The 25,432-nt window shown below is 59.4% G+C and carries 26 protein-coding genes; 22 read left to right on the forward strand and 4 right to left on the reverse strand.

All coding sequences use genetic code 11. The features are described 5' to 3' along the window. Window positions 1-347 precede the first annotated feature (347 nt). On the reverse strand, window positions 348-1,166 hold the full coding sequence (gene suhB, locus ACM110_RS24645) for an inositol-phosphate phosphatase (protein ID WP_016984379.1): 819 nt from the start codon (window positions 1,164-1,166) through the stop codon (window positions 348-350). Window positions 1,167-1,312: 146 nt separating this feature from the next. Between suhB and trmJ the strand changes: the two genes are divergently transcribed. From trmJ to ACM110_RS24750, 21 genes are all read left to right on the forward strand, one after another. Next, entirely contained in the window at window positions 1,313-2,083 is a 771-nt protein-coding gene (gene trmJ, locus ACM110_RS24650; protein WP_416129816.1) for a tRNA (cytosine(32)/uridine(32)-2'-O)-methyltransferase TrmJ, read from the forward strand. A gap of 2 nt (window positions 2,084-2,085) precedes the next feature. Then, on the forward strand, window positions 2,086-2,862 hold the full coding sequence (gene cysE / locus ACM110_RS24655; protein ID WP_416129817.1) for a serine O-acetyltransferase: 777 nt from the start codon (window positions 2,086-2,088) through the stop codon (window positions 2,860-2,862). Between the two features lie 269 nt (window positions 2,863-3,131). Further along, window positions 3,132-3,623, forward strand: a complete 492-nt coding sequence (gene iscR, locus ACM110_RS24660) for a Fe-S cluster assembly transcriptional regulator IscR (protein WP_007903581.1) — start codon at window positions 3,132-3,134, stop codon at window positions 3,621-3,623. A gap of 50 nt (window positions 3,624-3,673) precedes the next feature. Beyond that, window positions 3,674-4,888 carry an IscS subfamily cysteine desulfurase gene (locus tag ACM110_RS24665; protein ID WP_034150842.1) on the forward strand — a complete coding sequence of 405 codons (1,215 nt, stop codon included), beginning with the start codon at window positions 3,674-3,676 and terminating at the stop codon, window positions 4,886-4,888. A gap of 101 nt (window positions 4,889-4,989) precedes the next feature. Continuing rightward, window positions 4,990-5,376 carry a Fe-S cluster assembly scaffold IscU gene (gene iscU / locus ACM110_RS24670; RefSeq protein WP_007974006.1) on the forward strand — a complete coding sequence of 129 codons (387 nt, stop codon included), beginning with the start codon at window positions 4,990-4,992 and terminating at the stop codon, window positions 5,374-5,376. 27 nt (window positions 5,377-5,403) lie between these two features. Further along, window positions 5,404-5,727: an iron-sulfur cluster assembly protein IscA gene (gene iscA, locus ACM110_RS24675; RefSeq protein ID WP_003227904.1), complete on the forward strand. Its 324-nt coding sequence runs from the start codon at window positions 5,404-5,406 to the stop codon at window positions 5,725-5,727. An 8-nt stretch (window positions 5,728-5,735) separates the two neighbouring features. Further along, complete coding sequence (hscB, locus tag ACM110_RS24680; protein WP_416129818.1) at window positions 5,736-6,257, forward strand: co-chaperone HscB; 522 nt, start codon at window positions 5,736-5,738, stop codon at window positions 6,255-6,257. A gap of 51 nt (window positions 6,258-6,308) precedes the next feature. Next, the gene (hscA, locus tag ACM110_RS24685; protein ID WP_416129819.1) at window positions 6,309-8,171 is read left to right on the forward strand and encodes a Fe-S protein assembly chaperone HscA; all 1,863 of its coding nucleotides are present in this window, start codon (window positions 6,309-6,311) and stop codon (window positions 8,169-8,171) included. A 2-nt stretch (window positions 8,172-8,173) separates the two neighbouring features. Then, window positions 8,174-8,515: an ISC system 2Fe-2S type ferredoxin gene (gene fdx / locus ACM110_RS24690; protein ID WP_060543107.1), complete on the forward strand. Its 342-nt coding sequence runs from the start codon at window positions 8,174-8,176 to the stop codon at window positions 8,513-8,515. A 14-nt stretch (window positions 8,516-8,529) separates the two neighbouring features. Beyond that, window positions 8,530-8,730: a Fe-S cluster assembly protein IscX gene (gene iscX, locus ACM110_RS24695; RefSeq protein WP_008084655.1), complete on the forward strand. Its 201-nt coding sequence runs from the start codon at window positions 8,530-8,532 to the stop codon at window positions 8,728-8,730. 88 nt (window positions 8,731-8,818) lie between these two features. Beyond that, window positions 8,819-9,244, forward strand: coding sequence for a nucleoside-diphosphate kinase (ndk, locus tag ACM110_RS24700; RefSeq protein ID WP_007916882.1), 426 nt, complete (start codon window positions 8,819-8,821; stop codon window positions 9,242-9,244). A 28-nt stretch (window positions 9,245-9,272) separates the two neighbouring features. After that, the gene (rlmN, locus tag ACM110_RS24705; RefSeq protein ID WP_150701938.1) at window positions 9,273-10,415 is read left to right on the forward strand and encodes a 23S rRNA (adenine(2503)-C(2))-methyltransferase RlmN; all 1,143 of its coding nucleotides are present in this window, start codon (window positions 9,273-9,275) and stop codon (window positions 10,413-10,415) included. 16 nt (window positions 10,416-10,431) lie between these two features. Then, window positions 10,432-11,190 (forward strand): type IV pilus biogenesis/stability protein PilW, encoded by a 759-nt coding sequence (pilW, locus tag ACM110_RS24710; RefSeq protein WP_416129820.1) that lies wholly within the window; start codon window positions 10,432-10,434, stop codon window positions 11,188-11,190. Next, window positions 11,190-12,230 (forward strand): RodZ domain-containing protein, encoded by a 1,041-nt coding sequence (locus ACM110_RS24715; RefSeq protein ID WP_416129821.1) that lies wholly within the window; start codon window positions 11,190-11,192, stop codon window positions 12,228-12,230. The genes pilW and ACM110_RS24715 overlap by 1 nt, the downstream gene beginning before the upstream one ends. Window positions 12,231-12,233: 3 nt before the next feature. Then, entirely contained in the window at window positions 12,234-13,343 is a 1,110-nt protein-coding gene (ispG, locus tag ACM110_RS24720; protein ID WP_103394292.1) for a flavodoxin-dependent (E)-4-hydroxy-3-methylbut-2-enyl-diphosphate synthase, read from the forward strand. 37 nt (window positions 13,344-13,380) lie between these two features. Beyond that, on the forward strand, window positions 13,381-14,670 hold the full coding sequence (gene hisS, locus ACM110_RS24725; protein WP_180205853.1) for a histidine--tRNA ligase: 1,290 nt from the start codon (window positions 13,381-13,383) through the stop codon (window positions 14,668-14,670). A 42-nt stretch (window positions 14,671-14,712) separates the two neighbouring features. Continuing rightward, window positions 14,713-15,354 carry a tetratricopeptide repeat protein gene (locus ACM110_RS24730; RefSeq protein WP_338584898.1) on the forward strand — a complete coding sequence of 214 codons (642 nt, stop codon included), beginning with the start codon at window positions 14,713-14,715 and terminating at the stop codon, window positions 15,352-15,354. Beyond that, the gene (gene bamB, locus ACM110_RS24735) at window positions 15,347-16,498 is read left to right on the forward strand and encodes an outer membrane protein assembly factor BamB (RefSeq protein ID WP_338584899.1); all 1,152 of its coding nucleotides are present in this window, start codon (window positions 15,347-15,349) and stop codon (window positions 16,496-16,498) included. The genes ACM110_RS24730 and bamB overlap by 8 nt, the downstream gene beginning before the upstream one ends. 235 nt (window positions 16,499-16,733) lie before the next feature. Continuing rightward, a complete protein-coding gene (gene der / locus ACM110_RS24740; RefSeq protein WP_017340309.1) occupies window positions 16,734-18,203 on the forward strand; it encodes a ribosome biogenesis GTPase Der in 1,470 nt (489 codons plus the stop codon). 223 nt (window positions 18,204-18,426) lie between these two features. After that, the gene (locus ACM110_RS24745) at window positions 18,427-19,575 is read left to right on the forward strand and encodes a pyridoxal phosphate-dependent aminotransferase (protein ID WP_416129822.1); all 1,149 of its coding nucleotides are present in this window, start codon (window positions 18,427-18,429) and stop codon (window positions 19,573-19,575) included. Next, window positions 19,563-20,354: an amidohydrolase gene (locus ACM110_RS24750; RefSeq protein WP_416129823.1), complete on the forward strand. Its 792-nt coding sequence runs from the start codon at window positions 19,563-19,565 to the stop codon at window positions 20,352-20,354. Before ACM110_RS24745 ends, ACM110_RS24750 begins: the two co-directional genes overlap by 13 nt. Before the next feature lie 164 nt (window positions 20,355-20,518). Here ACM110_RS24750 and leuA read toward each other — a convergent pair whose 3' ends face one another. Next, window positions 20,519-22,198, reverse strand: coding sequence for a 2-isopropylmalate synthase (leuA, locus tag ACM110_RS24755; RefSeq protein WP_416129824.1), 1,680 nt, complete (start codon window positions 22,196-22,198; stop codon window positions 20,519-20,521). 387 nt (window positions 22,199-22,585) lie between these two features. Between leuA and ACM110_RS24760 the strand changes: the two genes are divergently transcribed. Next, window positions 22,586-22,942: a hypothetical protein gene (locus ACM110_RS24760; protein WP_416129825.1), complete on the forward strand. Its 357-nt coding sequence runs from the start codon at window positions 22,586-22,588 to the stop codon at window positions 22,940-22,942. A gap of 90 nt (window positions 22,943-23,032) precedes the next feature. On the opposite strand, the gene ACM110_RS24765 is transcribed toward ACM110_RS24760, so the two are convergent. Both ACM110_RS24765 and xseA read right to left on the reverse strand, forming a co-directional pair. Beyond that, window positions 23,033-23,854 carry a peptidoglycan DD-metalloendopeptidase family protein gene (locus ACM110_RS24765; RefSeq protein WP_416129826.1) on the reverse strand — a complete coding sequence of 274 codons (822 nt, stop codon included), beginning with the start codon at window positions 23,852-23,854 and terminating at the stop codon, window positions 23,033-23,035. 3 nt (window positions 23,855-23,857) lie between these two features. After that, window positions 23,858-25,237, reverse strand: coding sequence for an exodeoxyribonuclease VII large subunit (gene xseA / locus ACM110_RS24770; protein WP_338584905.1), 1,380 nt, complete (start codon window positions 25,235-25,237; stop codon window positions 23,858-23,860). Window positions 25,238-25,432: the final 195 nt, after the last annotated feature.

The raw sequence follows: 25,432 nt of genomic DNA on the forward strand, positions 1-25,432 counted from the left end.
TCGACCTGGTCGACGACCGACAATTTAAAAGCCAGCGTGTAATCACGCTGACTGCGCTTCGTGCCTGTATCCATTACACCTTCCTGAAAAGAAGTCAGAAGGTGTAAACCTTATTCAGGACGGGACACTCAGCTTAAAAGAAGCATCCTGCGGGGTGCTTTTTTTGTGCCCGCAACTTTATCAGCGATGACTGATTTCCCCGTAGGAGCTGCCGAAGGCTGCGATCTTTTGATCTTGATCTTTTTGAAAACAAAATCAAAAGATCGCAGCCTTCGGCAGCTCCTACAGGGGGGGATTTCGGGTATAAAAAAAGCACCCCGAAGGGTGCTTTCTCTGTCGCGGGAAGCTTAGCGCTTCAGCGAGGCCGGCAGGTGCGGCTGGATCGCCGTCAGTACTGCCTTGAAGCACTTGGTGTTACCGGCAACGATGTGGCCTTTCTCAAGGAAATCGTGACCGCCGGTGAAGTCGCTCACCAAGCCGCCAGCTTCCTGGATCAGCAGGGCGCCTGCAGCCATGTCCCACTCGGACAGGCCCGACTCCCAGAAGGCGTCGAAGCGGCCGGCAGCCACGTAGGCCAGGTCCAGGCTCGCCGAGCCAGCGCGGCGGATGCCGGCAGTCTGGCCAACCAGGGCGCGGAACATGCCCAGGTAGTTGTCGAGGTTGTCCATCTGGTCGTCACGGAACGGGAAGCCGGTACCCAGCAGGGCGCCGTCGAGGCTGGTGCGACCGCTGACGCGCAGGCGACGACCGTTCAGTTGAGCGCCGCGACCACGGCTGGCGGTGAATTCTTCCTGGCGAACCGGGTCCAGAACAACAGCGTGCTCAAGACGACCGCGGTATTTGCAGGCGATGCTGACAGCGAAGTGAGGAATGCCGCGCAGGAAGTTGGTGGTGCCGTCCAGCGGATCGATGATCCACAGGTACTCTTCGCCTTCGATGCCGGTGCCGGCGTGCAGGCCGGTTTCTTCACCGCGGATCGAGTGATTCGGGTAAGCCTTGCGCAGGGCGTCGATGATTTTCTGTTCAGCGGCGCGATCCACCTCGGATACATAATCCTTGGCGTCTTTTTCGTCGACCTTGATGGTATCCAGGCGCTCGATGGAGCGGAAGATCAATTCACTGGCGCTGCGGGCGGCGCGCAGCGCGATATTCAGCATGGGCTGCATGGATGTGTCACCTAAGGTTGTTAAAGAAAGCCGGGCATTCTATCAGAAAGTTTCTACAGGAGAAGGACGACGTTCGCTTTCATGGCTTAACGGTAGCTAGCGCTGTAAGATTCCGCTCCCGATTATCGTGTTCGAGAGCGCCTCCCTTGCTGCAAAACATTCGTGTCGTCCTGGTCAATACCAGCCATCCGGGCAATATCGGCGGGGCTGCGCGTGCCATGAAGAACATGGGCCTGTCGCGGCTGGTGCTGGTCGAGCCTCGTCTGTTCCCGCATCACGAAGCCGATGCTCGCGCTTCCGGTGCCGGTGACATCCTTGAAAACGCGCAAGTCGTCGCCACCTTGGAAGATGCCTTGGTCGGCTGCAACCTGGTGCTCGGCACCAGCGCTCGCGACCGCCGCATTCCCTGGCCATTGCTCGATCCCCGCGAATGCGGAACGAAGGTGGTCGAGGAAGCCGGGCAGGGCGCGGAAATCGCCCTGGTGTTCGGTCGTGAAGATTCCGGCCTGACCAACGAAGAGCTGCAGCGATGTCATTATCACGTGCACATCCCATCAGACCCTGAGTTCAGTTCGCTGAACCTTGGGGCAGCGGTGCAGGTGTTGAGTTATGAAGTGCGCATGTCCTGGCTCGCGGCCCAAGGCCAGCCGAGCAAGGTCGAGAAGGAAGAAGTGGCCTCGGTCAAAAGCGCTGAGCTGGCGACCATGGACGAGCTGGAACGATACTATGAGCACCTGGAGCAGACTCTGGTGGCCATCGAATTCCTCGATCCGGAAAAGCCACGGCACCTGATGGCGCGCCTGCGCCGGTTGTACGGACGCAGCTCGGTCAGCCGGGCGGAAATGAATATATTGCGTGGCATCCTCACGGAAACCCAAAAAGCGGCCCGTGGTGAGCTTCTTAAGCGGAAGGATTAATGATGTTTGAGCGTTTGCGTGAAGATATCCAAAGTGTTTTCCATCGTGACCCGGCGGCGCGTAACGCTTTTGAAGTCCTGACTTGCTATCCGGGCATGCACGCCATCTGGATTCACCGTTTATCCGGGGTGCTGTGGCGCGCGGACTTGAAATGGCTAGCGCGGCTGGTGTCGAATTTCGGCCGCTGGTTGACCGGGATCGAAATTCATCCGGGTGCCAAAGTCGGTCGGCGCTTCTTCATTGACCATGGCATGGGCATCGTCATCGGTGAGACCGCCGAAATCGGCGACGACGTGACCATCTATCAGGGCGTGACTCTGGGCGGCACCAGCTGGAACAAGGGCAAGCGTCACCCGACGCTGGGCGATGGTGTTGTGGTCGGTGCGGGCGCGAAGGTGCTCGGCCCGTTCACGGTCGGTGCCGGGGCCAAGGTCGGTTCCAATGCCGTTGTGACCAAAGAAGTGCCGCCGGGCGCCACTGTGGTGGGTATTCCTGGACGGATTATCGTCAAGCCTGATGTCGAGCTGGACGCTAAACGCAAGGCCATGGCCGAGAAGATCGGTTTTGATGCCTACGGCGTGACCGAAGACATGCCGGACCCGGTGGCTCGCGCCATTAACCAGTTGCTCGATCACTTGCAGGCGGTCGATGGGCGTTTGGAGGGGATGTGCGGGGCGTTGAAGGATCTGGGCAGTAATTACTGTGCGAAAGATTTGCCTGAACTGCGTGAAGAAGACTTCGCCTGCGTAAAAGACAAAGACGAAAGCAAGGCCGGTTGATGCCTCTGTAGGAGCTGCCGAAGGCTGCGATCTGTTGATTTTGTTCTTTTAAAGGCGAAGATCAAAAGATCGCAGCCTTCGGCAGCTCCTACAGGGGCCGCATTCAGGTAGGTGCGGTACGCCGACCGGTGTGCCATTACGCCGCAGATCCTGCTATGATGCGGCCGCTCTTTTGCGGGTAAACCTGACTAAAGTACTAGGTCTTATAGTTGACTTAAATACTCGGGAATTGCATACTCGCCCCATTCCGAACTCCGTGGTAATTGTCCATGCGACTGACTACAAAAGGCCGATACGCCGTGACCGCCATGCTCGATCTGGCGTTGCACGCGCAGCACGGGCCCGTGTCCCTGGCCGATATCTCCGAGCGCCAAGGCATCTCCCTGTCCTACCTCGAACAGCTTTTCGCCAAGCTGCGCCGCAGCAACCTGGTATCCAGCGTTCGCGGTCCAGGCGGCGGTTACCAGCTGTCTCGCGACATGCAGGGTATCCAGGTTGCCCAGGTGATCGATGCGGTGAACGAATCGGTCGATGCAACCAAATGCCAGGGCCAGGGTGATTGCCATCAAGGCGATACCTGTCTGACCCACCACTTGTGGTGCGATCTGAGCCTGCAGATTCACGAATTTCTGAGCGGTATCAGCTTGGCTGACCTTGTGACTCGCCGTGAGGTGCAAGAAGTAGCCCAGCGTCAGGATCAACGCCGTTGCAACAGCAAGGCGCCACGCCTGGACAAGATTGAAGCGTCCGCCGTCGAATGACAGCCACAGAGCTAACGGCACGCCAGCCAGCCTGATTTAGGAGATAGTCCATGAAATTGCCGATTTACCTTGATTACTCTGCGACTACCCCGGTTGATCCGCGTGTCGCGCAAAAGATGAGTGAATGCCTGCTGGTCGACGGAAACTTCGGTAACCCGGCGTCCCGTTCCCACGTGTTCGGCTGGAAAGCTGAAGAGTCCGTCGAAAACGCCCGTCGTCAGGTGGCCGATCTGGTCAACGCCGATCCGCGTGAAATCGTCTGGACCTCCGGCGCCACCGAGTCCGACAACTTGGCAATCAAGGGTGCGGCACATTTCTATGCCACCAAAGGCAAGCACCTGATCACCACCAAGATTGAGCACAAGGCTGTCCTCGACACCATGCGCCAACTGGAACGTGAAGGTTTTGAAGTGACCTACATCGAGCCTCGTACCGACGGCTTGGTAACTCCAGAGATGATCGAAGCCGAACTGCGCGACGACACCATCCTGGTTTCGGTCATGCACGTGAACAACGAAATCGGCACCGTCAACGACATCGCCGCGATCGGCGAGCTGCTGCGTTCCAAGGGCATCCTGTTCCACGTCGACGCCGCTCAGTCCACCGGCAAGGTCGAGATCGACCTGCAGAAGCTGAAAGTCGACATGATGTCTTTCTCTGCCCACAAGACCTACGGTCCTAAAGGTATTGGCGCCCTGTACGTAAGCCGCAAGCCGCGCGTACGTATCGAAGCGACCATGCACGGTGGCGGTCACGAGCGCGGCATGCGTTCCGGTACCCTGGCCACTCACCAGATCGTCGGCATGGGTGAAGCTTTCCGTGTAGCCAAGGAAGACATGGCTGCCGAGAACGTCCGTATCAAGGCTTTGAGCGACCGTTTCTACAAGCAGGTCGAGCATCTGGAAGAGCTGTACGTCAACGGCAGCCTGACCGCCCGCGTTCCGCACAACCTGAACCTGAGCTTCAACTACGTTGAAGGCGAGTCGCTGATCATGGCGCTCAAGGATCTGGCGGTTTCGTCCGGTTCGGCTTGCACCTCGGCATCCCTGGAGCCTTCGTACGTACTGCGCGCCCTGGGCCGCAACGACGAACTGGCGCACAGCTCGATCCGCTTCACCTTCGGCCGCTTCACCACCGAAGAAGAAATCGATTACGCCGCGCAGAAAGTTTGCGAGGCCGTTACCAAGCTGCGCGCTCTGTCGCCGCTGTGGGACATGTACAAAGACGGCGTCGATATCTCGAAAATCGAGTGGGCGGCACACTAACTATAGAAGCCGCCGGATACAGGTCCTGTAGCAGCGCGGCGGTAAACGCAGCGCAACTACAGGGTCTCAAGAGCGGCCCTGATGAGTGAGGATTGAGAATCATGGCTTACAGCGAAAAGGTCATCGACCACTACGAAAACCCGCGCAACGTCGGCAAGATGGACGCGGAAGATCCTGATGTCGGCACCGGCATGGTCGGCGCTCCGGCTTGCGGCGACGTTATGCGCCTGCAGATCAAGGTCAACGACGCCGGCATCATCGAAGATGCCAAGTTCAAGACCTACGGCTGCGGTTCGGCTATCGCTTCCAGCTCCCTCGCCACCGAGTGGATGAAGGGCAAGACCCTGGACGAAGCGGAAACCATCAAGAACACTCAGCTGGCTGAAGAACTGGCCCTGCCGCCAGTGAAAATTCACTGCTCGGTACTCGCTGAAGACGCTATCAAAGCGGCCGTTCGCGACTACAAGCAGAAGAAAGGCTTGATCTGATTTTTGGCGACGAGTAAGGAGTCACCGATGGCTATCAGCATGACAGAAGCGGCTGCTCGACACGTGCGGCGCTCCCTCGACGGGCGCGGCAAAGGTGAAGGGATTCGTCTGGGTGTTCGCACCACAGGCTGTTCCGGCCTTGCCTACGTGCTGGAGTTTGTCGACGAGGTGGTCGCAGAGGACCAGGTGTTCGAAAGTCACGGCGAAAAAGTGATTATCGACCCGAAAAGCCTGGCCTACCTGGACGGCACCGAGCTCGATTTCGTCAAGGAAGGGTTGAACGAAGGCTTCAAGTTCAACAACCCCAACGTACGCGGTGAATGTGGCTGCGGCGAAAGCTTCAACATCTGAGGCTTGTCGTGGGTACTCCTTGTCATTTCGCTTTATTTGAGCTGCAACCGAGTTTCGATCTGGACCTCGACCAGCTGGCTACGCGCTACCGTGAGTTGGCGCGCAGTGTTCATCCGGACCGCTTTGCCGACGCTTCCCAGAGTGAGCAGCGGCTGGCGCTAGAGCAATCCGCGAGCCTCAACGAGGCCTACCAGACGCTCAAGAACCCACCCAAGCGCGCGCGTTACCTGCTCGCCTTGAATGGTGGCGAGCTGCCGCTGGAGGTCACGGTGCATGATCCGGAGTTTCTTCTGCAACAGATGGAGTTGCGTGAAGAGCTCGAAGACCTGCAGGACAGCGCCGACCTCAAGGGCGTTGCCGTCTTCAAGCGTCGCCTGAAGGCTGCCCAGGATGAACTGAACCAAAGCTTCGCAGCTTGCTGGAACGATGCCGCGCAACGCGAAAAGGCCGAACGCCTGATGCGGCGCATGCAGTTCCTCGACAAGCTCACCTACGAAGTGCGCCAGTTAGAAGAGCGCCTCGACGATTAACCCAGTGCCGCTCCGGTCGCACGCCTGATATACAGATAAGTCCTGATAACGATGGCCCTACTGCAGATCGCCGAACCCGGCCAAAGTCCTCAACCGCACCAGCGTCGTCTGGCTGTGGGGATCGACTTGGGCACTACCAATTCGCTGGTCGCTGCATTGCGCAGTGGTCTTTCCGAGCCGCTTGCCGACGCAGAAGGGCGGGTCATCCTGCCGTCTGCCGTGCGCTATCACGCTGATCGCGTCGAGGTTGGCGAATCCGCCAAACTGGCTGCCGCTACCGATCCCTTGAACACCGTGCTGTCGGTCAAGCGATTGATGGGTCGTGGTCTGTCCGACGTCAAGCAATTGGGCGACCAACTGCCATACCGCTTCGTCGGTGGCGAGTCGCACATGCCGTTCATCGAGACGATCCAGGGCCCGAAAAGCCCGGTCGAAGTCTCCGCCGATATCCTTAAGGTCCTGCGCCAGCGCGCTGAAGCGACCTTGGGTGGCGAATTGGTCGGCGCGGTGATCACCGTTCCGGCCTATTTCGATGACGCTCAGCGTCAAGCCACCAAGGATGCGGCTAAACTGGCTGGTCTGAACGTGCTGCGCTTGCTCAATGAGCCGACCGCAGCCGCTGTGGCTTATGGTCTGGATCAACACGCCGAAGGCCTGGTCGCCATTTATGACCTGGGCGGCGGCACCTTCGATATTTCGATTCTGCGCCTGACCGGCGGTGTCTTCGAAGTTCTGGCTACCGGTGGCGATAGCGCCCTGGGCGGCGATGACTTCGACCATGCCATTGCTGGCTGGATCATTGAGAGCGCGGGCCTGTCCGCCGATCTCGATCCGGGCGCGCAGCGTCAACTGCTGCAAACCGCCTGTGCGGCCAAAGAAGCGCTGACCAATACCGCGTCGGTCGAAGTGGCCCACGGCAACTGGAAAGCCGAGCTGACCCGCGAAGCCTTCGATGCGCTGATCGAGCCGATGGTCGCGCGCAGCCTGAAAGCCTGCCGCCGCGCTGTTCGCGATTCCGGTGTCGAGCTGGAAGACGTGCACGCCGTGGTCATGGTCGGTGGTTCGACTCGCGTGCCTCGTGTTCGCGAAGCTGTCGCCGAAGCTTTCGGTCGCCAGCCGCTGACTGAAATCGACCCGGATCAAGTGGTAGCCATTGGTGCTGCGATCCAGGCTGATACCCTGGCGGGCAACAAGCGCGATGGCGATGAATTGCTGCTGCTGGACGTGATTCCGTTGTCCCTGGGGCTGGAAACCATGGGCGGCTTGATGGAGAAGGTGATTCCGCGCAACACCACCATCCCCGTCGCCCGCGCCCAGGACTTCACCACCTATAAAGACGGCCAGTCGGCCATGGCGATCCACGTGTTGCAGGGCGAGCGCGAGCTGATCAGCGACTGCCGCTCCCTGGCGCGCTTCGAATTGCGCGGCATTCCGGCGATGGTTGCCGGTGCGGCGAAGATTCGCGTGACCTTCCAGGTCGATGCCGACGGTCTGCTCAGTGTTTCCGCCCGCGAGCTGGGTTCGGGCGTCGAGGCCAGCATCCAGGTCAAGCCGTCCTACGGCCTGACCGACGGCGAAATCGCCAAGATGCTCAAGGACTCGTTCCAGCACGCCAACGACGACAAGGTTGCCCGCGTATTGCGCGAGCAGCAGGTCGATGCCCAGCGTCTGGTTGAGGCCGTGCAAGCGGCTCTTGAAGTCGATGGCGAGCGCTTGCTTGACGCAGAAGAGCGCATGGTCATCGACATGCAGGTGCAGGAATTGACCGAACTGATGAAAGGCACCGATGGTTTCGCCATCGAGCAGCAGACCAAGCGTCTGTCGCAAGTGACCGATGCTTTTGCCGCCCGTCGTATGGATTCGACCGTGAAAGCCGCTTTGGCGGGCCGCAACCTGAATGAGATTGAGGAATAACGATGCCGCAGGTCATTTTTCTGCCACACGAGAAGTTCTGCCCTGAAGGCATGGTTGTTGAGGCCGAAACCGGCACCTCAATCCTTGAGCTGGCCCACGAACACCACATCGAGATGGAAAGTGCGTGCGGCGGCGTCTGCGCCTGCACCACTTGCCACTGCATCATCCGCGAGGGTTTCGACTCGCTGGAAGAGGCCGACGAGCTGGAAGAAGACTACCTTGATAAGGCCTGGGGCCTTGAGCGTGAGTCGCGTCTGGGCTGCCAGGCCAAGGTCGGTACCGAAGACCTGACCGTCGAGATTCCGAAATATTCGCTTAACCATGCGGCCGAAGCGCCGCACTGACTGGTAAGACTGTCATGAGCTACGGTTGGAATGATGTTCAACGCATTGCAGAAGAATTGGCCGAGGCCAAGCCGGGCGTAGACCCGTTTTCTGTCAATTTCGTCGATCTGCAGCAATGGATCAAAGAGCTGCCGGATTTCGACAATACCTCTGGTCGTGTTGGCGAGAAGGTCTTGGAGGCGGTTCAGACGCTCTGGGCCGAAGAACTGGACTGATCGTCCTTGCAGGTTAGGCAATACCCAAGAACCCGCGTATAATTCGCGGGTTTAATTTTTCGCAAATTACCGTTTCTGGAGTTACACCATGGCTGTTCAACGTACTTTCTCCATCATCAAGCCTGACGCAGTTGCAAAAAACGTTATCGGCGAGATCACCACTCGTTTCGAAAAAGCTGGCCTGCGCGTTGTAGCTTCGAAACTGAAGCAACTGTCCAAAGCTGAAGCTGAAGGCTTCTACGCTGAGCACAGCGCTCGTGGTTTCTTCGGCGACCTGGTTGCTTTCATGATCTCCGGTCCGGTTGTCGTTCAGGTTCTGGAAGGCGAAAACGCTATCGCTCTGAACCGTGAGCTGATGGGCGCTACCAACCCTAAAGAAGCTGCTGCCGGCACCATCCGTGCTGACTTCGCTGATTCCATCGACGCCAACGCTGTACACGGTTCGGACTCCGAAGCCGCTGCTGCTCGCGAAATCTCGTACTTCTTCGCAGCTACTGAAGTAACCACTCGCTAAGCATTGGCTTAAGAGTGAAGGTGAATCCATGACTACATCGACTGTAAAAACTAACCTGCTGGGTCTGACTCAACAGGAAATGGAAAAATTCTTCGACTCAATCGGGGAGAAGCGTTTCCGTGCCGGTCAGGTAATGAAATGGATTCACCACTTTGGCGTCGATGATTTCGACGCCATGACGAACGTCAGCAAAGCCTTGCGCGAGAAGCTCAAGGCTGTTGCTGAGGTCCGTGGTCCGGAAGTGGTCAGCGAGGACATCTCCAGCGACGGCACCCGTAAGTGGGTGGTGCGCGTGGCGTCCGGCAGCTGCGTCGAGACCGTATACATTCCCCAGGGCAAACGCGGCACCTTGTGCGTTTCGTCCCAGGCAGGCTGTGCCCTGGATTGCAGTTTCTGCTCCACCGGCAAGCAAGGCTTCAATAGCAACCTTACCGCCGCCGAAGTCATCGGCCAGGTGTGGATTGCCAACAAATCCTTTGGCAGCGTCCCGGCAACCGTCGACCGTGCCATCACCAACGTGGTGATGATGGGCATGGGTGAGCCGCTGCTGAACTTCGACAACGTCATCGCGGCCATGCACCTGATGATGGACGACCTGGGCTACGGCATTTCCAAGCGCCGCGTGACCCTGTCGACCTCCGGCGTGGTGCCGATGATCGATGAGCTGTCCAAGCACATCGACGTCTCCCTGGCGTTGTCCCTGCACGCACCGAATGACGCATTGCGTAACCAATTGGTGCCGATCAACAAGAAATATCCGCTTAAGATGCTGCTCGAGTCGTGCCAGCGCTACATGTCGTCCCTGGGCGAAAAGCGCGTGCTGACCATCGAGTACACCTTGCTCAAAGACGTGAACGACAAGGTCGAGCACGCCGTGGAAATGATCGAGCTGCTCAAGAACATACCGTGCAAGATCAACCTGATTCCGTTCAACCCGTTCCCGCACTCCGGGTACGAGCGGCCTAGCAACAACGCCATTCGTCGGTTCCAGGATCAGCTTCATCACGCTGGCTTCAACGTCACTGTCCGCACCACCCGTGGTGAAGACATCGATGCAGCCTGTGGTCAACTGGTAGGGCAGGTGCTGGATCGCACCCGTCGCAGCGAACGTTATATCGCCGTGCGTGAACTGAACGCCGAAAACGATGTAGCGCAAAACGCCGCGAAATAACCAAGAGAGGATCTCTATGTCCCTGCGCTTTGCGCTGCTTTTGCTGTTGGCCAGCCTGTGTGCTGGCTGCGTGCTTTCGGGCGATTACAACCCGATGAAGACCAGCAAGGGCCGTGATGAAGCGCGGGTGGCCTATGTGCAGCTCGGTATCGGTTATCTGCAACAAGGCATGACCGAACGCGCCAAAGTCCCCTTGAAGAAAGCGCTGGAGCTCGACAGCTCCGACCCTGACGCCAACGCGGCGCTGGGGTTGGTGTTCCAGGCAGAGATGGAGCCGGAACTGGCTGACGAGCATTTTCGCAAGGCACTGTCTTCCCGTCCCGCCGACGCGCGTATCCTCAACAATTACGGCAGTTTTCTGTTCGAGCAAAAACGTTACAAGGAAGCCTACGAGCGCTTTGAGCAGGCCGCCGCCGATACGCTGTATCCTGAGCGTTCGCGAGTGTTCGAGAACCTTGGCATGACCGCTTCAATGCTTGGCCAGCGTGATCTGGCTCAGCAGCAACTGGAAAAAGCCCTGCGTTTGAACCGCCAACAACCACGCGCATTGCTGGAAATGGCTGAGTTGTCTTACGAAGACAGGCATTATGTGCCCGCGCGTGACTATTACGACCGTTTTAGCCTGCTCACCGAGCAAAATGCACGTAGTCTATTGCTCGGCGTTCGGCTGGCAAAAGTGTTTGAAGATCGCGACAAGGCAGCCAGTTTTGGCCTGCAATTAAAACGACTCTATCCCGGTACACCGGAATATCAGCAATACCTGTCGGAGCAATGATGAAAGCGGCGCATCCCGAAGTTGTAGCAGCGAATCGCGTTAACCCCGGTGAGACCTTGCGCCAGGCCCGCGAAAGCAATGGCTGGTCGCTGGCCGAAGTGGCCCTCAAGCTCAACCTCACCACCACTTCCCTGAGCAATCTGGAAGCCGGTGCGTTCGACAAGCTGCCTGGGCATACCTTTGCTCGCGGTTACATTCGCGCCTATGCCAAATTGCTCGGCATGGATCAGGCCGTTCTGGTTCAGCAATTCGATCAATCCACCGGCACCGACTCCCAGGGCAGCAGTGTGCATAGCCTGGGTCGCATCGAAGAGCCGGTACGGGTTTCCCACACTATTTTGCGTATCGTCAGCCTGTTGTTGCTGGTGGCAGTGATTGGCGGCGGTTTTGTCTGGTGGCAGGATCAAACCTCGCTGCGTACCAAAGACCTGATCGGTCTGACTCCGGAACACGTTGAAGTCGAAGGTGCCGACGGTACGACCCAGATTCATCCGCTGGACGAGCCGGAAGACCAGGCTGTCGCGGAAGGTCAGACCGAAGGCGCCACTGCGCTTGCATTGCCTCAGGCCGAGACTTCGGCTGAAGCATCGGCCGAAACACCAGCGACCGCGCCGACTGCCGCACCTGTCGCGCCAACCACCCCGGCACCTGCTGCGCCAGTTCACAGCACTGCCCCGGTTGTCGCGACTCCGGCGACTCCAGCTCCGGCAGTGCCTGCCGTCCCGGCTCCGGTTGTGACTGCTCCTGTTGCCCCGAGCGCAGCGGCTCCAGCCCCGGTGGCTGCCGCTCCGACTGCCGGTCAAGGCCAGGTTCAACTGCAATTCACCGCTGATTGCTGGACGCAAGTCACCGACGGCAGCGGCAAGGTGCTGTTCAGTGGTCTCAAGCGCAAGGGCGATAGCCTTTCCGTCAACGGCAAGCCACCGTTCGCCGTCCGCCTGGGCTTCGCCCGTGGCGCGCAGGTCAGCTACAACGGTCAGTCGGTTGATGTAGCTCCGTTCACCAGTGGCGAGACTGCTCGCCTGAAGTTGGGTCAATAAGTCATGCACGGCGAATCTCCAATCAAACGACGCGAATCGCGCAAGATCTGGGTCGGTAACGTGCCTGTTGGCGGCGATGCGCCTATCGCTGTGCAGAGCATGACCAACAGCGACACCAATGATGTCGCGGCCACCGTTGCGCAGATCAATCGTCTGGAAGCGGCCGGCGTCGATATCGTTCGGGTTTCCGTACCGGACATGGACGCTGCCGAAGCGTTCGGCAAGATCAAGCAACTGGTCAAAGTGCCGTTGGTTGCCGACATCCATTTCGATTACAAGATCGCCTTGCGCGTCGCCGAACTGGGTGTCGACTGCCTGCGGATCAACCCGGGCAACATCGGTCGTGAAGACCGCGTGCGCGCGGTGGTCGATGCCGCCCGTGATCGCGGGATTCCGATCCGTATCGGCGTGAACGCCGGCTCCCTGGAAAAAGACCTGCAAAAGAAATACGGCGAGCCGACACCGGCCGCGCTGGTCGAATCGGCCCTGCGCCACGTCGAGCACCTTGAGCGCCTGAACTTCCAGGACTTCAAGGTCAGCGTGAAAGCCTCCGACGTGTTCATGGCCGTCGAAGCCTACCGCCTGCTGGCGAAAGAAATCGTCCAGCCGCTGCACCTGGGTATCACCGAAGCCGGTGGTTTGCGTTCCGGCACAGTGAAATCTGCCGTGGGCCTCGGTATGCTGCTCGCCGAAGGGATTGGCGATACTATCCGCATCTCATTGGCGGCCGACCCGGTCGAGGAAGTGAAAGTCGGCTACGACATTCTCAAATCCCTGCACCTGCGTTCCCGTGGCATCAACTTCATCGCCTGCCCGAGCTGCTCGCGGCAGAACTTCGATGTGGTCAAGACCATGAACGAGCTGGAAGGGCGCCTCGAAGACCTGCTGGTTCCGCTGGATGTTGCGGTGATTGGCTGTGTGGTCAACGGCCCGGGTGAAGCCAAGGAAGCCCATATCGGCTTGACCGGCGGCACGCCCAACCTGATTTACATCGATGGCAAGCCGTCGCAGAAACTGACGAATGACAATCTGGTGGATGAGCTTGAACGCTTGATCCGCCAGAAAGCGGCCGAGAAGGTCGAAGCTGACGCTGCGGTTATTGCGCGCGGCTGATACTGACTGAAGCGCCGAACGAATTTAAGGATTTAAAGTGAGCAAGTCTCTGCAAGCCATTCGTGGCATGAACGACATCCTGCCCGAACAGACTCCCCTGTGGCGTCATTTCGAAGGCACCGTTTCGCGTCTGCTCGATAACTACGGTTACAAGCAGATCCGCATGCCGATCGTCGAGTTCACCGAGCTGTTCAAGCGCTCCATCGGTGAAGTGACCGACATCGTCGAAAAAGAGATGTACACCTTCGATGACCGCAACGGCGATTCCCTGACCCTGCGTCCTGAAGGCACGGCCGCCTGCGTGCGCGCAGTGCTCGAGCACGGCATCACCGGCGGTGGCCAGGTGCAGAAACTTTGGTACATCGGTCCGATGTTCCGCCACGAGCGTCCGCAGAAAGGCCGTTATCGCCAGTTCCACCAGATCGGTGTCGAAGTGTTCAACCTCGACGGTCCGGACATCGACGCCGAACTGATCGTGTTGACCTGGCGCCTGTGGGGCGAGCTGGGCATCCGTGATGCGGTCAAGCTCGAACTCAACAGCCTGGGCACCAGCGAATCCCGTGGTCGTTATCGCGAAGCACTGGTCGAGTTCCTGTCCGGTCACCTGGACAAGCTGGACGAAGACAGCCAGCGCCGCCTGAAGACCAACCCGTTGCGCGTCCTGGACACCAAGAACGCCGACACACAGGCGATTCTGGTCGATGCGCCGAAAATGGCCGACTACCTCGACGAAGAGTCCCGCGTGCACTTCGAGGGCCTCAAGGCTCGCCTGGACGCCGCCGGCATTCCTTACGTGATCAACCCGAAGCTGGTTCGCGGGCTGGATTACTACAGCAAGACCGTTTTCGAATGGGTCACCGACAAACTTGGCGCCCAGGGCACCGTGTGTGCCGGTGGTCGTTACGACGGCCTGGTCGAGCAGATGGGCGGCAAGCCTACGGCGGGCGTCGGTTTCGCCATGGGCATTGAGCGTCTGGTGTTGCTGCTGGAAACCCTGGAGCAGATCCCGGAAGAGATCTCCCGTCAGGTCGACGTGTACCTCTGCGCTTTCGGTGAAGCAGCCGAGTTGGCCGGTCTGGCCCTGGCCGAGCGTGTACGCGATCAATTACCCAACCTGCGTCTGCAAGTGAATGCCGGCGCCGGCAGCTTCAAAAGCCAGTTCAAGAAAGCCGACAAGAGCGGTGCGCTGTATGCACTGATCCTCGGTGACGACGAGATGGCCCAGCAAGTGGTAGGTTTCAAACCCCTGCGTGGCCAGGGCGAACAACAAAGCATTGCCTGGGATGCGCTTGCCGCTCACCTGGCCACCTGCGTCGTGCAGGGTTGAAGCTGTCTTAAACAGCCGAATTAGCGATTAAGGAGTATTGGGGTGTCGAGTACCGAAGACGAAAATTTGGCGGATTTGAAGGATTGGTGGTCACGCAACGGCAAGCCCCTGGTCACTGGTGGCCTGTTGGCGCTGGTCATCGTGTTCGGCTGGCAGGCGTTCCAGAAATATCAGAGCAACCAGTCGCAAGGCGCCTCGGTGCTCTATCAGCAATTGCTGGAAACCACGCTGACGCCTGACGGCAAGCCAGATGCGGCCCGTGTTTCGGACCTCGCCGGCAAGCTCAACAGCGAGTTCGGCGGTAGCGCCTACGCGCAGTACGGCAGCCTGTTCGTGGCGAAAGTCGCCGTCGATAGCGGCAAGCTCGATGACGCAGCCAGCGAATTGAAAGCCATCGTTGCCAAGCCAGCCAACCCTGCGCTGGGCGAAATCGCTCGTCAGCGTCTGGCGCAGGTACTGGCCGCGCAGAACAAGACCGATGAAGCCCTGAAACTGCTTGAAGGCGATGCCGACAAGGCATTCCTGGCGACTCGTGAAGAACTCAAGGGCGACCTGCTGGTGCAGCTGGGCCGTACCGATGAGGCACACGCGGCGTATCAAAAAGCCAAGGCGGCACTGTCGGATGAAGCGGCGGTCGGTGGCCTACAAATCAAGCTGGACGACCTGGCCAAAGGGGATGCGTGACGTGATCCGTTGGAAACATGCAGCATTGCTGGCTCTGGCCATTTTGGCCGCGGGTTGCAGCAGCAACAGCAAGAAAGAATTGCCACCGGCCGAGTTGACCGACTTTAAAGAAGAAGTGGTCCTGCAAAAGCAGTGGAGTCGTTCGATCGGTGACGGTCAGGGCGAAACCTACAACATGCTGGTTCCGGCGATCGATGGCGATACCATCTACGCCGCCGATGTGACCGGTGTGGTGATGGCGCTGGATCGCAGCAACGGCGACGTCAAGTGGAAGAAAGATCTCGAACTGCCTGTTTCCGGCGCCGTTGGCGTGGGTTACGGTCTGCTGACGATCGGTACGATCAAGGGTGAAATCGTTGCCTTGGACGCCATCAACGGCGAAGAGAAATGGCGCGCTCGCGTGTCCAGTGAAGTCCTCGCACCACCGGCCAACAACGGTGATGTGGTTGTGGTTCAGACCCAGGACGATCGTCTGATCGGTCTGGATGCCGCAACCGGCAACCAGCGCTGGTTGTATGACAGCACCCCTGCGGTGCTGACCCTGCGCGGCACCAGTGCGCCGATCGTCACCAACCGCCTCGCGGTGGCTGGCCTGTCGACCGGTAAAGTGGTCGCTCTCGATATTTCCAACGGCGTGCCGGTGTGGGAACAGCGTGTAGCGATCCCGCAAGGTCGTTCGGAGCTGGAGCGTGTGGTCGACATCGACGGCGGCCTGCTGCTGTCCGGCGAGACGATTTATGTCGCGAGCTATCAGGGTCGCGTTGCGGCGCTGGACCTGCAAAGCGGTCGCCAGTTGTGGCAGCGTGATGCTTCCAGCTACGCCGGTGTCGCCCAGGGTTTCGGCAGCGTCTACGTGAGCCTGTCTTCGGGCACCGTTGAAGGCGTCGACGAGCGTTCCACCACAGCTTTGTGGAGCAACGATTCGCTGGCCCGTCGTCAATTGTCGGCTCCGGAAGTGTTCTCCAGCTACGTTGCAGTCGGTGACCTGGAAGGTTACCTGCACCTGTTGAGTCAGGTGGACGGTCGATTCGTCGGCCGCGAGCGCATCGACAGCGACGGCCTGCGTGCCCGTCCGCTGGTGGTGGGTGACACGATTTATGTGTATGGCAACAGCGGCAAACTGGAAGCCCTGACCATCAAGTAACGACTATGCTTGGGTTTTAACCCCAAGCGGCTTCACCGTTTGTAGGACTGTAGGAGCGAGCTTGCTCGCGATGGACGGCAACGATTACGTTGGCGTTCTGGATAAACGCGGTGTCCTTGCGTTTTTCGCGAGCAAGCTCGCTCCTACAAAAAACACACACGGTGATTGTCCCCGAGCACCAGCCGCTGCCTGCAGCGGCTTTTGTATTTTCTGAAATAACGAAGTGGAGAGCCGCATGGTTCCCGTAATCGCCCTGGTGGGCCGACCGAACGTCGGCAAGTCCACCTTGTTCAACCGCCTGACCAGGACTCGCGACGCCATCGTCGGCGACTTGTCCGGTCTGACCCGTGATCGCCAATACGGTGAGGCCAAGTGGCAAGGGCGTTCCTACATTCTGGTCGACACCGGCGGTATCTCCGGTGACGAGCACGGTATGGACGAAAAAATGGCCGAGCAGTCGCTGCTGGCCATTGAAGAAGCGGATGTCGTTCTGTTCCTGGTAGATGCCAAGGCCGGTTTCACCGCCGCCGACCAGATGATCGCCGAGCATTTGCGCAAACGTAACAAGCGTTCCTACGTGGTTGCCAACAAGGTCGACAACATCGACCCTGAAATGGCCCGCGCCGAATTCGCTCCGTTGGGCATGGGCCACGCGATTCCTATCGCCGGTGCTCACGGCCGTGGCATCACCCAGATGCTGGAAATCGCCCTGAGCGACTTCCCGAAAGACGAAGAAGAGCCGGAAGACGGCGAGGAAGAGATCGTTGCCGAAGGCGAGGAAGCCAAGCGCATTCCTGGCCCAAGCGAAAAAGACGGGATCAAGATCGCCATCATCGGTCGTCCGAACGTTGGCAAGTCGACCCTGGTCAACCGCATGCTCGGTGAAGACCGGGTTATCGTTTACGACCAGCCCGGCACCACCCGCGACAGTATCTACATCCCGTTCGAGCGTAACGACGAGAAGTACACGCTGATCGACACCGCCGGTGTGCGCAAGCGCGGCAAAATCCACGAAGAAGTCGAAAAGTTCTCCGTGGTCAAAACCCTGCAGGCGATCAAAGACGCCAACGTGGTGATCTTCGTGATGGACGCCCGCGAAGGCGTGGTCGATCACGACCTCAACCTGCTGGGCTTCGCCATTGAGTCGGGCCGTGCGCTGGTCATCGCGATCAACAAGTGGGACGGCATGACCCCAAGCGAGCGCGACTTCGTGAAGGTCGAGCTGCAACGTCGCCTGTTCTTCGTTGACTACGCCGACATCCACTTCATCTCGGCGCTGCACGGCACTGGCGTGGGCAACCTCTACGCTTCCGTACAGAACTCGTTCAAGTCCGCGGTCACCCGCTGGCCGACCAACCGTCTGACCCAGATCCTGGAAGATGCGGTTGGCGAGCACGCGCCACCGATGGTTAACAATCGCCGTATCAAGCTGCGTTATGCCCACTTGGGTGGTGCTAACCCGCCGATCATCGTGATCCACGGTAACCAGATCGAGAAAGTGCCGAAGTCGTACGTGCGCTATCTGGAGAACACTTACCGCCGTGTGCTGAAGCTGGTCGGTACGCCGATCCGCATCGAGTTCAAGGGCGGCGAGAACCCGTACGAAGGCAACAAGAACTCGCTCACCGACCGTCAGGTCAACAAGAAGCGTCGTTTGATGTCGCACCACAAGAAGGCCGACAAGAAGCGCCGCGATAAGCGCTGATTCACGGTGTGATCTAGTTTCTGTAGGAGCATGGCTTGCCCGCGATGAACGATAACGCGGTGAATATGTAATACCGCGGTGCGATCATCGCGGGCAAGCCTTGCTCCTACAGGGCCAGGATCAGGAAGGGCGCCAATGGCGCCCTTTTTCATGCTTGCCGTTTGGGCTATCCTCGGACTCCCCGCGCCGCCGTTAGAGCCGGGTGTAGAGCAGGGAATCACCGATGATCACCAGTAAGCTGCCGAATGTCGGCATCACTATCTTCACTCAGATGTCTCAACTCGCGGCGCAAACCGGGGCGATCAACCTGTCCCAGGGTTTCCCCGATTTCGATGCCCCGCAGGCGCTGTGCGATGCGGTCGGGCGTCACGTTGCCAATGGCCACAACCAGTATTCACCGATGACCGGCTTGCCGGCGCTGCGTCAGCAAGTGGCGGCGAAGATTGCGCGCAGCTACGGCGTCACTGTCGATGCCGACAACGAAGTGACCATCACTCCCGGCGCCACCCAGGCGATCTTCTGCGCGATTCAGGCGGTTATCCACAGCGGCGACGAAGTCATCGTTTTTGATCCGTGCTACGACAGTTACGAGCCCTCGGTGGAACTGGCCGGTGGCCGTTGCGTGCATGTGCAGCTCGGGCTGAATGACTTCTCGATCGACTTCCAGAAGCTGGCTGATGCCATCACGCCGCGCACGCGGATGATTGTGTTGAACACACCGCACAATCCGAGTGGCGCACTGATCAGCCGTGCCGAGCTGGATCAGTTGGCGGATTTGATCCGTGATCGTGATATTTATCTGGTCAGCGACGAAGTCTACGAACACCTGGTGTTCGATGGCGTGCCTCACGTCAGCGTGCTGAACCATGAAGAGCTGTATCAGCGTGCCTTCGTGGTCAGCTCGTTCGGCAAGACCTATCACGTCACCGGTTGGAAAACTGGCTACGTGGTCGCGCCACCGGCCCTTACGGCGGAACTGCGTAAGGTTCACCAATACGTGAGTTTCTGCGGTGTGACACCGTTGCAATATGCATTGGCTGACTTCATGGCCGAGCATCCGGAACACGTGGAAGAGCTGCCGGGGTTCTACCAGGCCAAGCGCGATCTGTTCTGCGATCTGCTGGCGCCGTCGCGGTTCAGCTTTACACGGGTGACCGGTACGTATTTCCAGCTTGTCGATTACTCGCAGATTCGTCCGGACCTCAACGACGTCGAAATGTCGCTGTGGATGACTCGCGAGCATGGCGTGGCAAGTATCCCGATTTCCGTGTTCTACCAAACGCCGCCAGAAGGCCAGCGCCTGGTGCGACTGTGCTTTGCCAAACGCGAGGAGACGCTGCGTGAAGCCGCGGAAAAACTATGCGTGATCTGAGTGCATTGCCGAACCTGACCGTTGCGCTGATCCAGACTTCCCTGGCCTGGCACGACCGCCAGGCCAACCTTGAGCATTTCGAACCCTTGCTGGAGCAGGCTCGCGGCGCCGACCTGATCATCCTGCCGGAAATGTTCACCACCGGTTTCTCGATGGAGTCCGAGACACTCGCCGAGGCGGAAAACGGGCCGACCAGCAAATGGTTGCGCGTTCAGGCTGCGAAGCTGGATGCGGTGATCACGGGTAGCGTGATCGTTCAGGCCGCTGATGGCAGCCATCGCAATCGCCTGTTGTGGGCGCGTCCGGATGGCGAAGTCTTGCACTACGACAAACGTCACCTGTTCCGCATGGCCGGAGAGCACAACCACTACACACCTGGCGAACGTCAAGTGCAGTTCGAGCTCAAGGGCTGGCGCGTGCGGCCGCTGATTTGCTACGACTTGCGCTTCCCGGTGTGGAGCCGTGATGCTCAAGACACCGATCTGCTGCTGTATACCGCAAACTGGCCGGGTGCACGGCGTCAGCACTGGAACCGTTTGTTGCCGGCGCGGGCAATTGAAAACCTGTGTTATGTGGCGGCGGTGAATCGCATCGGCACCGATGGTAAAGGCTTTGCGTATACCGGTGACAGTCAGGTGCTGGATTTCCAGGGTGAGACGTTGCTCAGTGCGGGGGAGGCGGATGGGGTGTTCACGGTGACGCTGGATGCGGCGGAACTGGCGGCGTATCGCACGCGGTTTCCGGCGAATCTGGATGCCGATACCTTCGAGTTCACCTGATGTTCGGGTGAGTCCAAAAAGATCGCAGCCTTCGGCAGCTCCTACAGGGGATCGCATTCCAAATGTAGGAGCTGCCCAAGGCTGCGATCTTTTGATCTTAAAGCCGAACCAACAAAAAAGGCCCCGAGGTTCACACCCCGGGGCCTTTTGCTTTTCAGCGACGCTTAGGCAGCTTTCGCTTCCGGCTGGCTCAACGAGCGGTTCAGCGCGCTGAACAGTGCCTTGAAGCTGGCCGTGGTGATGTTTTCATCGATACCCACGCCGTGCACCGCACGTTCGCCGTTCACGCGCAGTTCAATGTAGGCCGCAGCCTTGGCGTTGGTGCCCGCGCCGATGGCGTGTTCGTTGTAGTCCATGATTTCAACAGGGATCGGCAGACCGGCCACCAATGCTTCCAGGGCACCGTTGCCCTTGCCGCGCCAGTGCAGGTTGGTTTCGCCCTGACCTTGGCTCGCCACTTCCACTTCGACGGCGCTGTTGCCGTTTTCTTCCTGCAGGCGATGGCTGACCAGCGCGTACGGGGTGTTGGCTTGCAGGTACTCGCTGATCAACAGCGAGTGAATCTGCTTGGCGGTCATTTCCAGGCCCAGGCGATCGGTTTCGCGCTGCACGACCTGGCTGAACTCGATCTGCATGCGCCGCGGCAGGCTGATGCCGTATTCCTGCTCCAGGAGGTAAGCGATACCGCCCTTGCCCGACTGGCTGTTGACGCGGATGACTGCCTCGTAGCTGCGGCCGATGTCGGCCGGGTCGATTGGCAGGTAAGGCACTTCCCACAATGCATCGGATTTCTGCTGGGTAAAGCCCTTGCGGATCGCATCCTGGTGCGAGCCGGAGAACGCGGTGTGCACCAGGTCGCCGACGTATGGGTGACGCGGGTGCACCTGGATCTGGTTGCACTCTTCGACGACTTTACGCACGCCGTCGATGTCGGAGAAGTCCAGCTGAGGATCGAGCCCTTGGGTGTACATGTTCAGGGCCACGGTCACGAGGTCGACGTTACCGGTACGCTCGCCGTTGCCGAACAGGCAGCCTTCGACACGGTCGGCGCCGGCCATCAGGCCCAGCTCGGTGGCGGCAACGCCCGTGCCACGGTCGTTGTGGGTGTGCAGGCTGATGATCACGCTGTCACGACGGTTGATGTGACGGCCGAACCATTCGATCTGGTCGGCATAGATGTTCGGGGTCGCGCATTCGACGGTGGCCGGCAAGTTGAGGATCATCTTGTGCTCGGGCGTCGGGTTCCAGACTTCGATCACCGCGTCGCAGACTTCCTTGGCGAACTCAAGCTCAGTGGCGCTGAACGTCTCTGGCGAGTATTCGAAGGTCCACTCGGTGTCCGGCTGCTGGGCGGCGAATTTGACGAACAACTTGGCCGCGCTCACCGCGATTTCCTTGATCCCGTCCTTGTCCTGGTTGAAGACAATGCGGCGGAAGGAAGGGGAGGTCGCGTTGTACAGGTGAACGATGGCTTTCTTCGCGCCGCGCAGGGACTCGAAGGTGCGCTCGATCAGGTCTTCACGGCCTTGGGTCAACACCTGGATGGTGGTGTCGTCCGGGATGTGGTTGCCTTCGATCAGGGTGCGGACGAAGTCGAAGTCGGTTTGCGACGCGGCCGGGAACGACGCTTCAATTTCTTTCACGCCGACCTGCACCAGGGTTTTCCAGAAGCGCAGTTTCTTGACCGCGTCCATCGGTTCGATCAGCGACTGGTTGCCATCACGCAGGTCGGAGCTGCACCAGATCGGCGCGGCAGTGATGGTTTTCGACGGCCAGGTACGGTCCGGGATGTCGATGGTCGGGAACGCGCGGTATTTCGAAGACGGGTCTTTGAGCATGCTCATCGGGAAATCCTTATTGTGTGGGCCGAAAAAAGGCGGCCTGCCGGTGGATCAAAAGTTCTTGGGTCACGCTTGGGACGAGGCGCCGCGATTCAGCCCGGCAGTCGTGCGCTGACAAGGCACAAGCTGCGGTGCTGGCGGAGCTGAATGAGGGTGTGTGAGGTTTTCATGCCTTCAACCCTAACCTCGGGGGTGAAGGATGGCAAGCAGTCGAAAAAAATTGAGAGGAATCCTCGTCAGGACATATTTTGCGAGATTTTATTGCTGTGAATCGTGATGATCTTCTGCTTGTTTGCGCTTGGTTTGCGCGATGCGCAATCGAAGGATTGAGCAGCGGCTTCGGCGACGAGGGCTATTCTTAGAGCCTCGGTTGGCAGGCAGGAGTCGGCAATGAGCGAGTCCGATTGGAAATGCTATTGCGTGTTGCGCCCGGTGGCCCATGAGCGGATGTGCACCCGCATCATGACCGACGTCGAAAAGATCGTGCTGGACAAGAGCATCGCGCCCTACGAGCGGATCGATGCCAGTGAAGAGCTGCTGAAGGCCGGGCAGAAAGAACTGTACTGGGCGTTTGGCGTCTTCAGGTTTTCACGGCATGAGGCGCGATCGCACTTGCTGGGGTTGTGTGCGCGGGAGTTGATTACGGCTGAAGAGTTGACCGGGTTCTCGCTGGAGACTCAGGAGTGGATCAAGCATTGTCTGGCGGATCGGGAGGTTCATGGGATTGAGGATCTGGAGGCTGAGTAGGGCCCTAAAAGATCGCAGCCTGAGACAGCTCTTACAGGGGAATGCGAACTCCTGTAGGAGCTGCCGCAGGCTGCGATCTTTTGATTTTGCTCAAGGCTGAAACGCCCCAATAAAAATCGCCGGATCCACCCGTGCATCATTCAGGCTGACATTCCAGTGCATGTGCGGTCCGGTCGCCCGGCCAGTCGCGCCGACCTTGCCTACCACGCCACCGCGCGCCAGTTGCTGCCCAATCTTCACATCGATTTTCGACATGTGACAAAACATGCTGATAAAGCCTTGGCCGTGATCGACAAACACCGTGTTGCCGTTGAAGAAATAGTTGCCGATCAGAATCACCTTGCCGGCGGCCGGGGTCTTGATCGGTGTGCCAGCGCCCACAGCGAAATCCAGGCCGGAGTGGGGATTGCGCTCTTCACCGTTGAAGAACCGGCGCACACCGAACTTGCTCGACAGTGGGCCGTTGACCGGTTTGTCCAGCAGCAGGTTGCTTGGGGTATTCGGGCTGAAGGTGCGGTAGGCGGAGATCTGTTCGGCCAGTTCACGCTCGATACGCTTGAGATTCTCCGGGTCCGGATTGACCTGCTGGGTGTTCTTCAGGGTGATGCGCTGTTCCGGGTACTTCTTGTTGCCGACGGTGAAACTCAGGTTGCGACCGCCGCTGCTGATGGACTGAGTGCCAGGTTTCACGGTCAACGGCACGCCGACAATGGCCAGCCAGTTGTTCTGCTCCTTGACCACCAATACCGGTTTGCCCTGATAACTGGCTTTCGGTGCCTGGGCGGAAGCGCCCAGATCCACGACGGCCACGCCACCCGGCACCGGTTTGTTCAGCAAACGGGTGATGTAACTGTCGGCGTGGGCGTTGACGGTCAGGCACAGCAGCAACAGCGAAGCAAAAAAGCGCGGCATGGATCAATCCAGTAAAGAAAGGGTGACGGGCGTCAGGTGATTGTCTTCAACCCGCACTTGCAGTTCGCCTTCACCCAGCTTGGCCTTCAGGCGCTGGCCGGTGTGAGTCTGGCTGGCATTGCGGATCGCGTTGCCGCGCTCGTCGAGCAAAATGCTGTAGCCACGGCCGAGCGTCGCCAACGGGCTGACCACATGCAGCGTCTGCATCTGGCTTTGCAGTTGCAGGCGACGGCTTTTCAAGCCCTCGCGGATGGCGCGGGGCAGGCGTTCGGCGAGGCTGTCGAGGCGTTGACGGAGCATCGCCAATTGTCGACCCGGATGTTGCCCGGCCAGACGTGTCTCCAGACGGATCAGCCGCTCGCGACGGGTATTGAGGCTACGTTCGAAGGCGCGGCGCATGCGCATGTCCAGATCGTCCAGACGCTGGGCTTGCTGGCGCAGACGTTCGCCGGGATGACGCAGGCGGCGCGAGATACCTTCCAGACGTAACCGGTCACGCATCAGGCGATCGCGCATGCGCATCACCAGTCGGCGGTGCAGGCTTTCGACCCGGCGCACCAGATCGCTGGAATCCGGTGCCAGCAGCTCGGCGGCGGCCGATGGTGTCGGCGCGCGCACGTCGGCGACGAAATCGCTGATCGAGACATCGGTTTCGTGGCCGACAGCGCTGACGATGGGGGTTACGCACGCGTCGACGGCGCGGGCCACGGCTTCTTCGTTGAAGCACCAGAGGTCTTCCAGCGAGCCGCCGCCACGGGCCAGGATCAACGCGTCGAAACCACGAGCGTCCGCCAACTTCAGTGCACGGACAATCTGCGCGGTGGCTTCGCGACCCTGTACGGCGGTGGGGATCAGTGTCAGTTGCACTTGCGGTGCGCGGCGGCGGAACACGCTGATGATGTCGCGTATCACCGCTCCGGTTGGCGAACTGATGATTCCGATGCGTTGCGGATGCGCCGGCAGCGGCACTTTGCGCTCGGCGCTGAACAGGCCTTCGGCGCTGAGTTTTTCTTTCAAGGCATCGAAAGCCAGACGCAACGCACCGTCACCGGCCGGCTCCACGGTGTCGAGGATCAGCTGATAATCACCGCGGCCCTCGAACAACGAGACCTTGCCACGCACCTTGACCGCCAAGCCGTCCTTCAACGCCTGACGCACTCGCGCGGCGTTCTGCCGGAACAGCGCGCAACGCACTTGGGCGCCGCTGTCCTTGAGGGTGAAATACACGTGGCCGGACGCCGGGCGCGCGAGGTTGGAGATTTCGCCTTCGACCCAGATGTTGCTGAACACGTCTTCGAGCAACACCCGCGCGCGGCCGTTGAGCTGGCTGACAGTCAGGACTTCGCGGTCCAGGCCGAGTCTTGCAAAGGGATCTTTAATCATGGGGCGCAGTTTAAAGGCATTCGCAAGGGAATCTCCACGTTTGCGAAAGTATGTAGCAGCTGGCGAAGCCTGCGTTCGGCTGCGTAGCAGTCGTAAACCCGGCTTGCAGGGTAATTCAGGCATACCGAGGCGGATGGAATTGCGACTGCTGCGCAGCCGAACGCAGGCTTCGCCAGCTGCTACGGTTCAATACCC

The organism is Pseudomonas sp. NFX98, from assembly GCF_047784845.1.
Taxonomy (GTDB): domain Bacteria; phylum Pseudomonadota; class Gammaproteobacteria; order Pseudomonadales; family Pseudomonadaceae; genus Aquipseudomonas.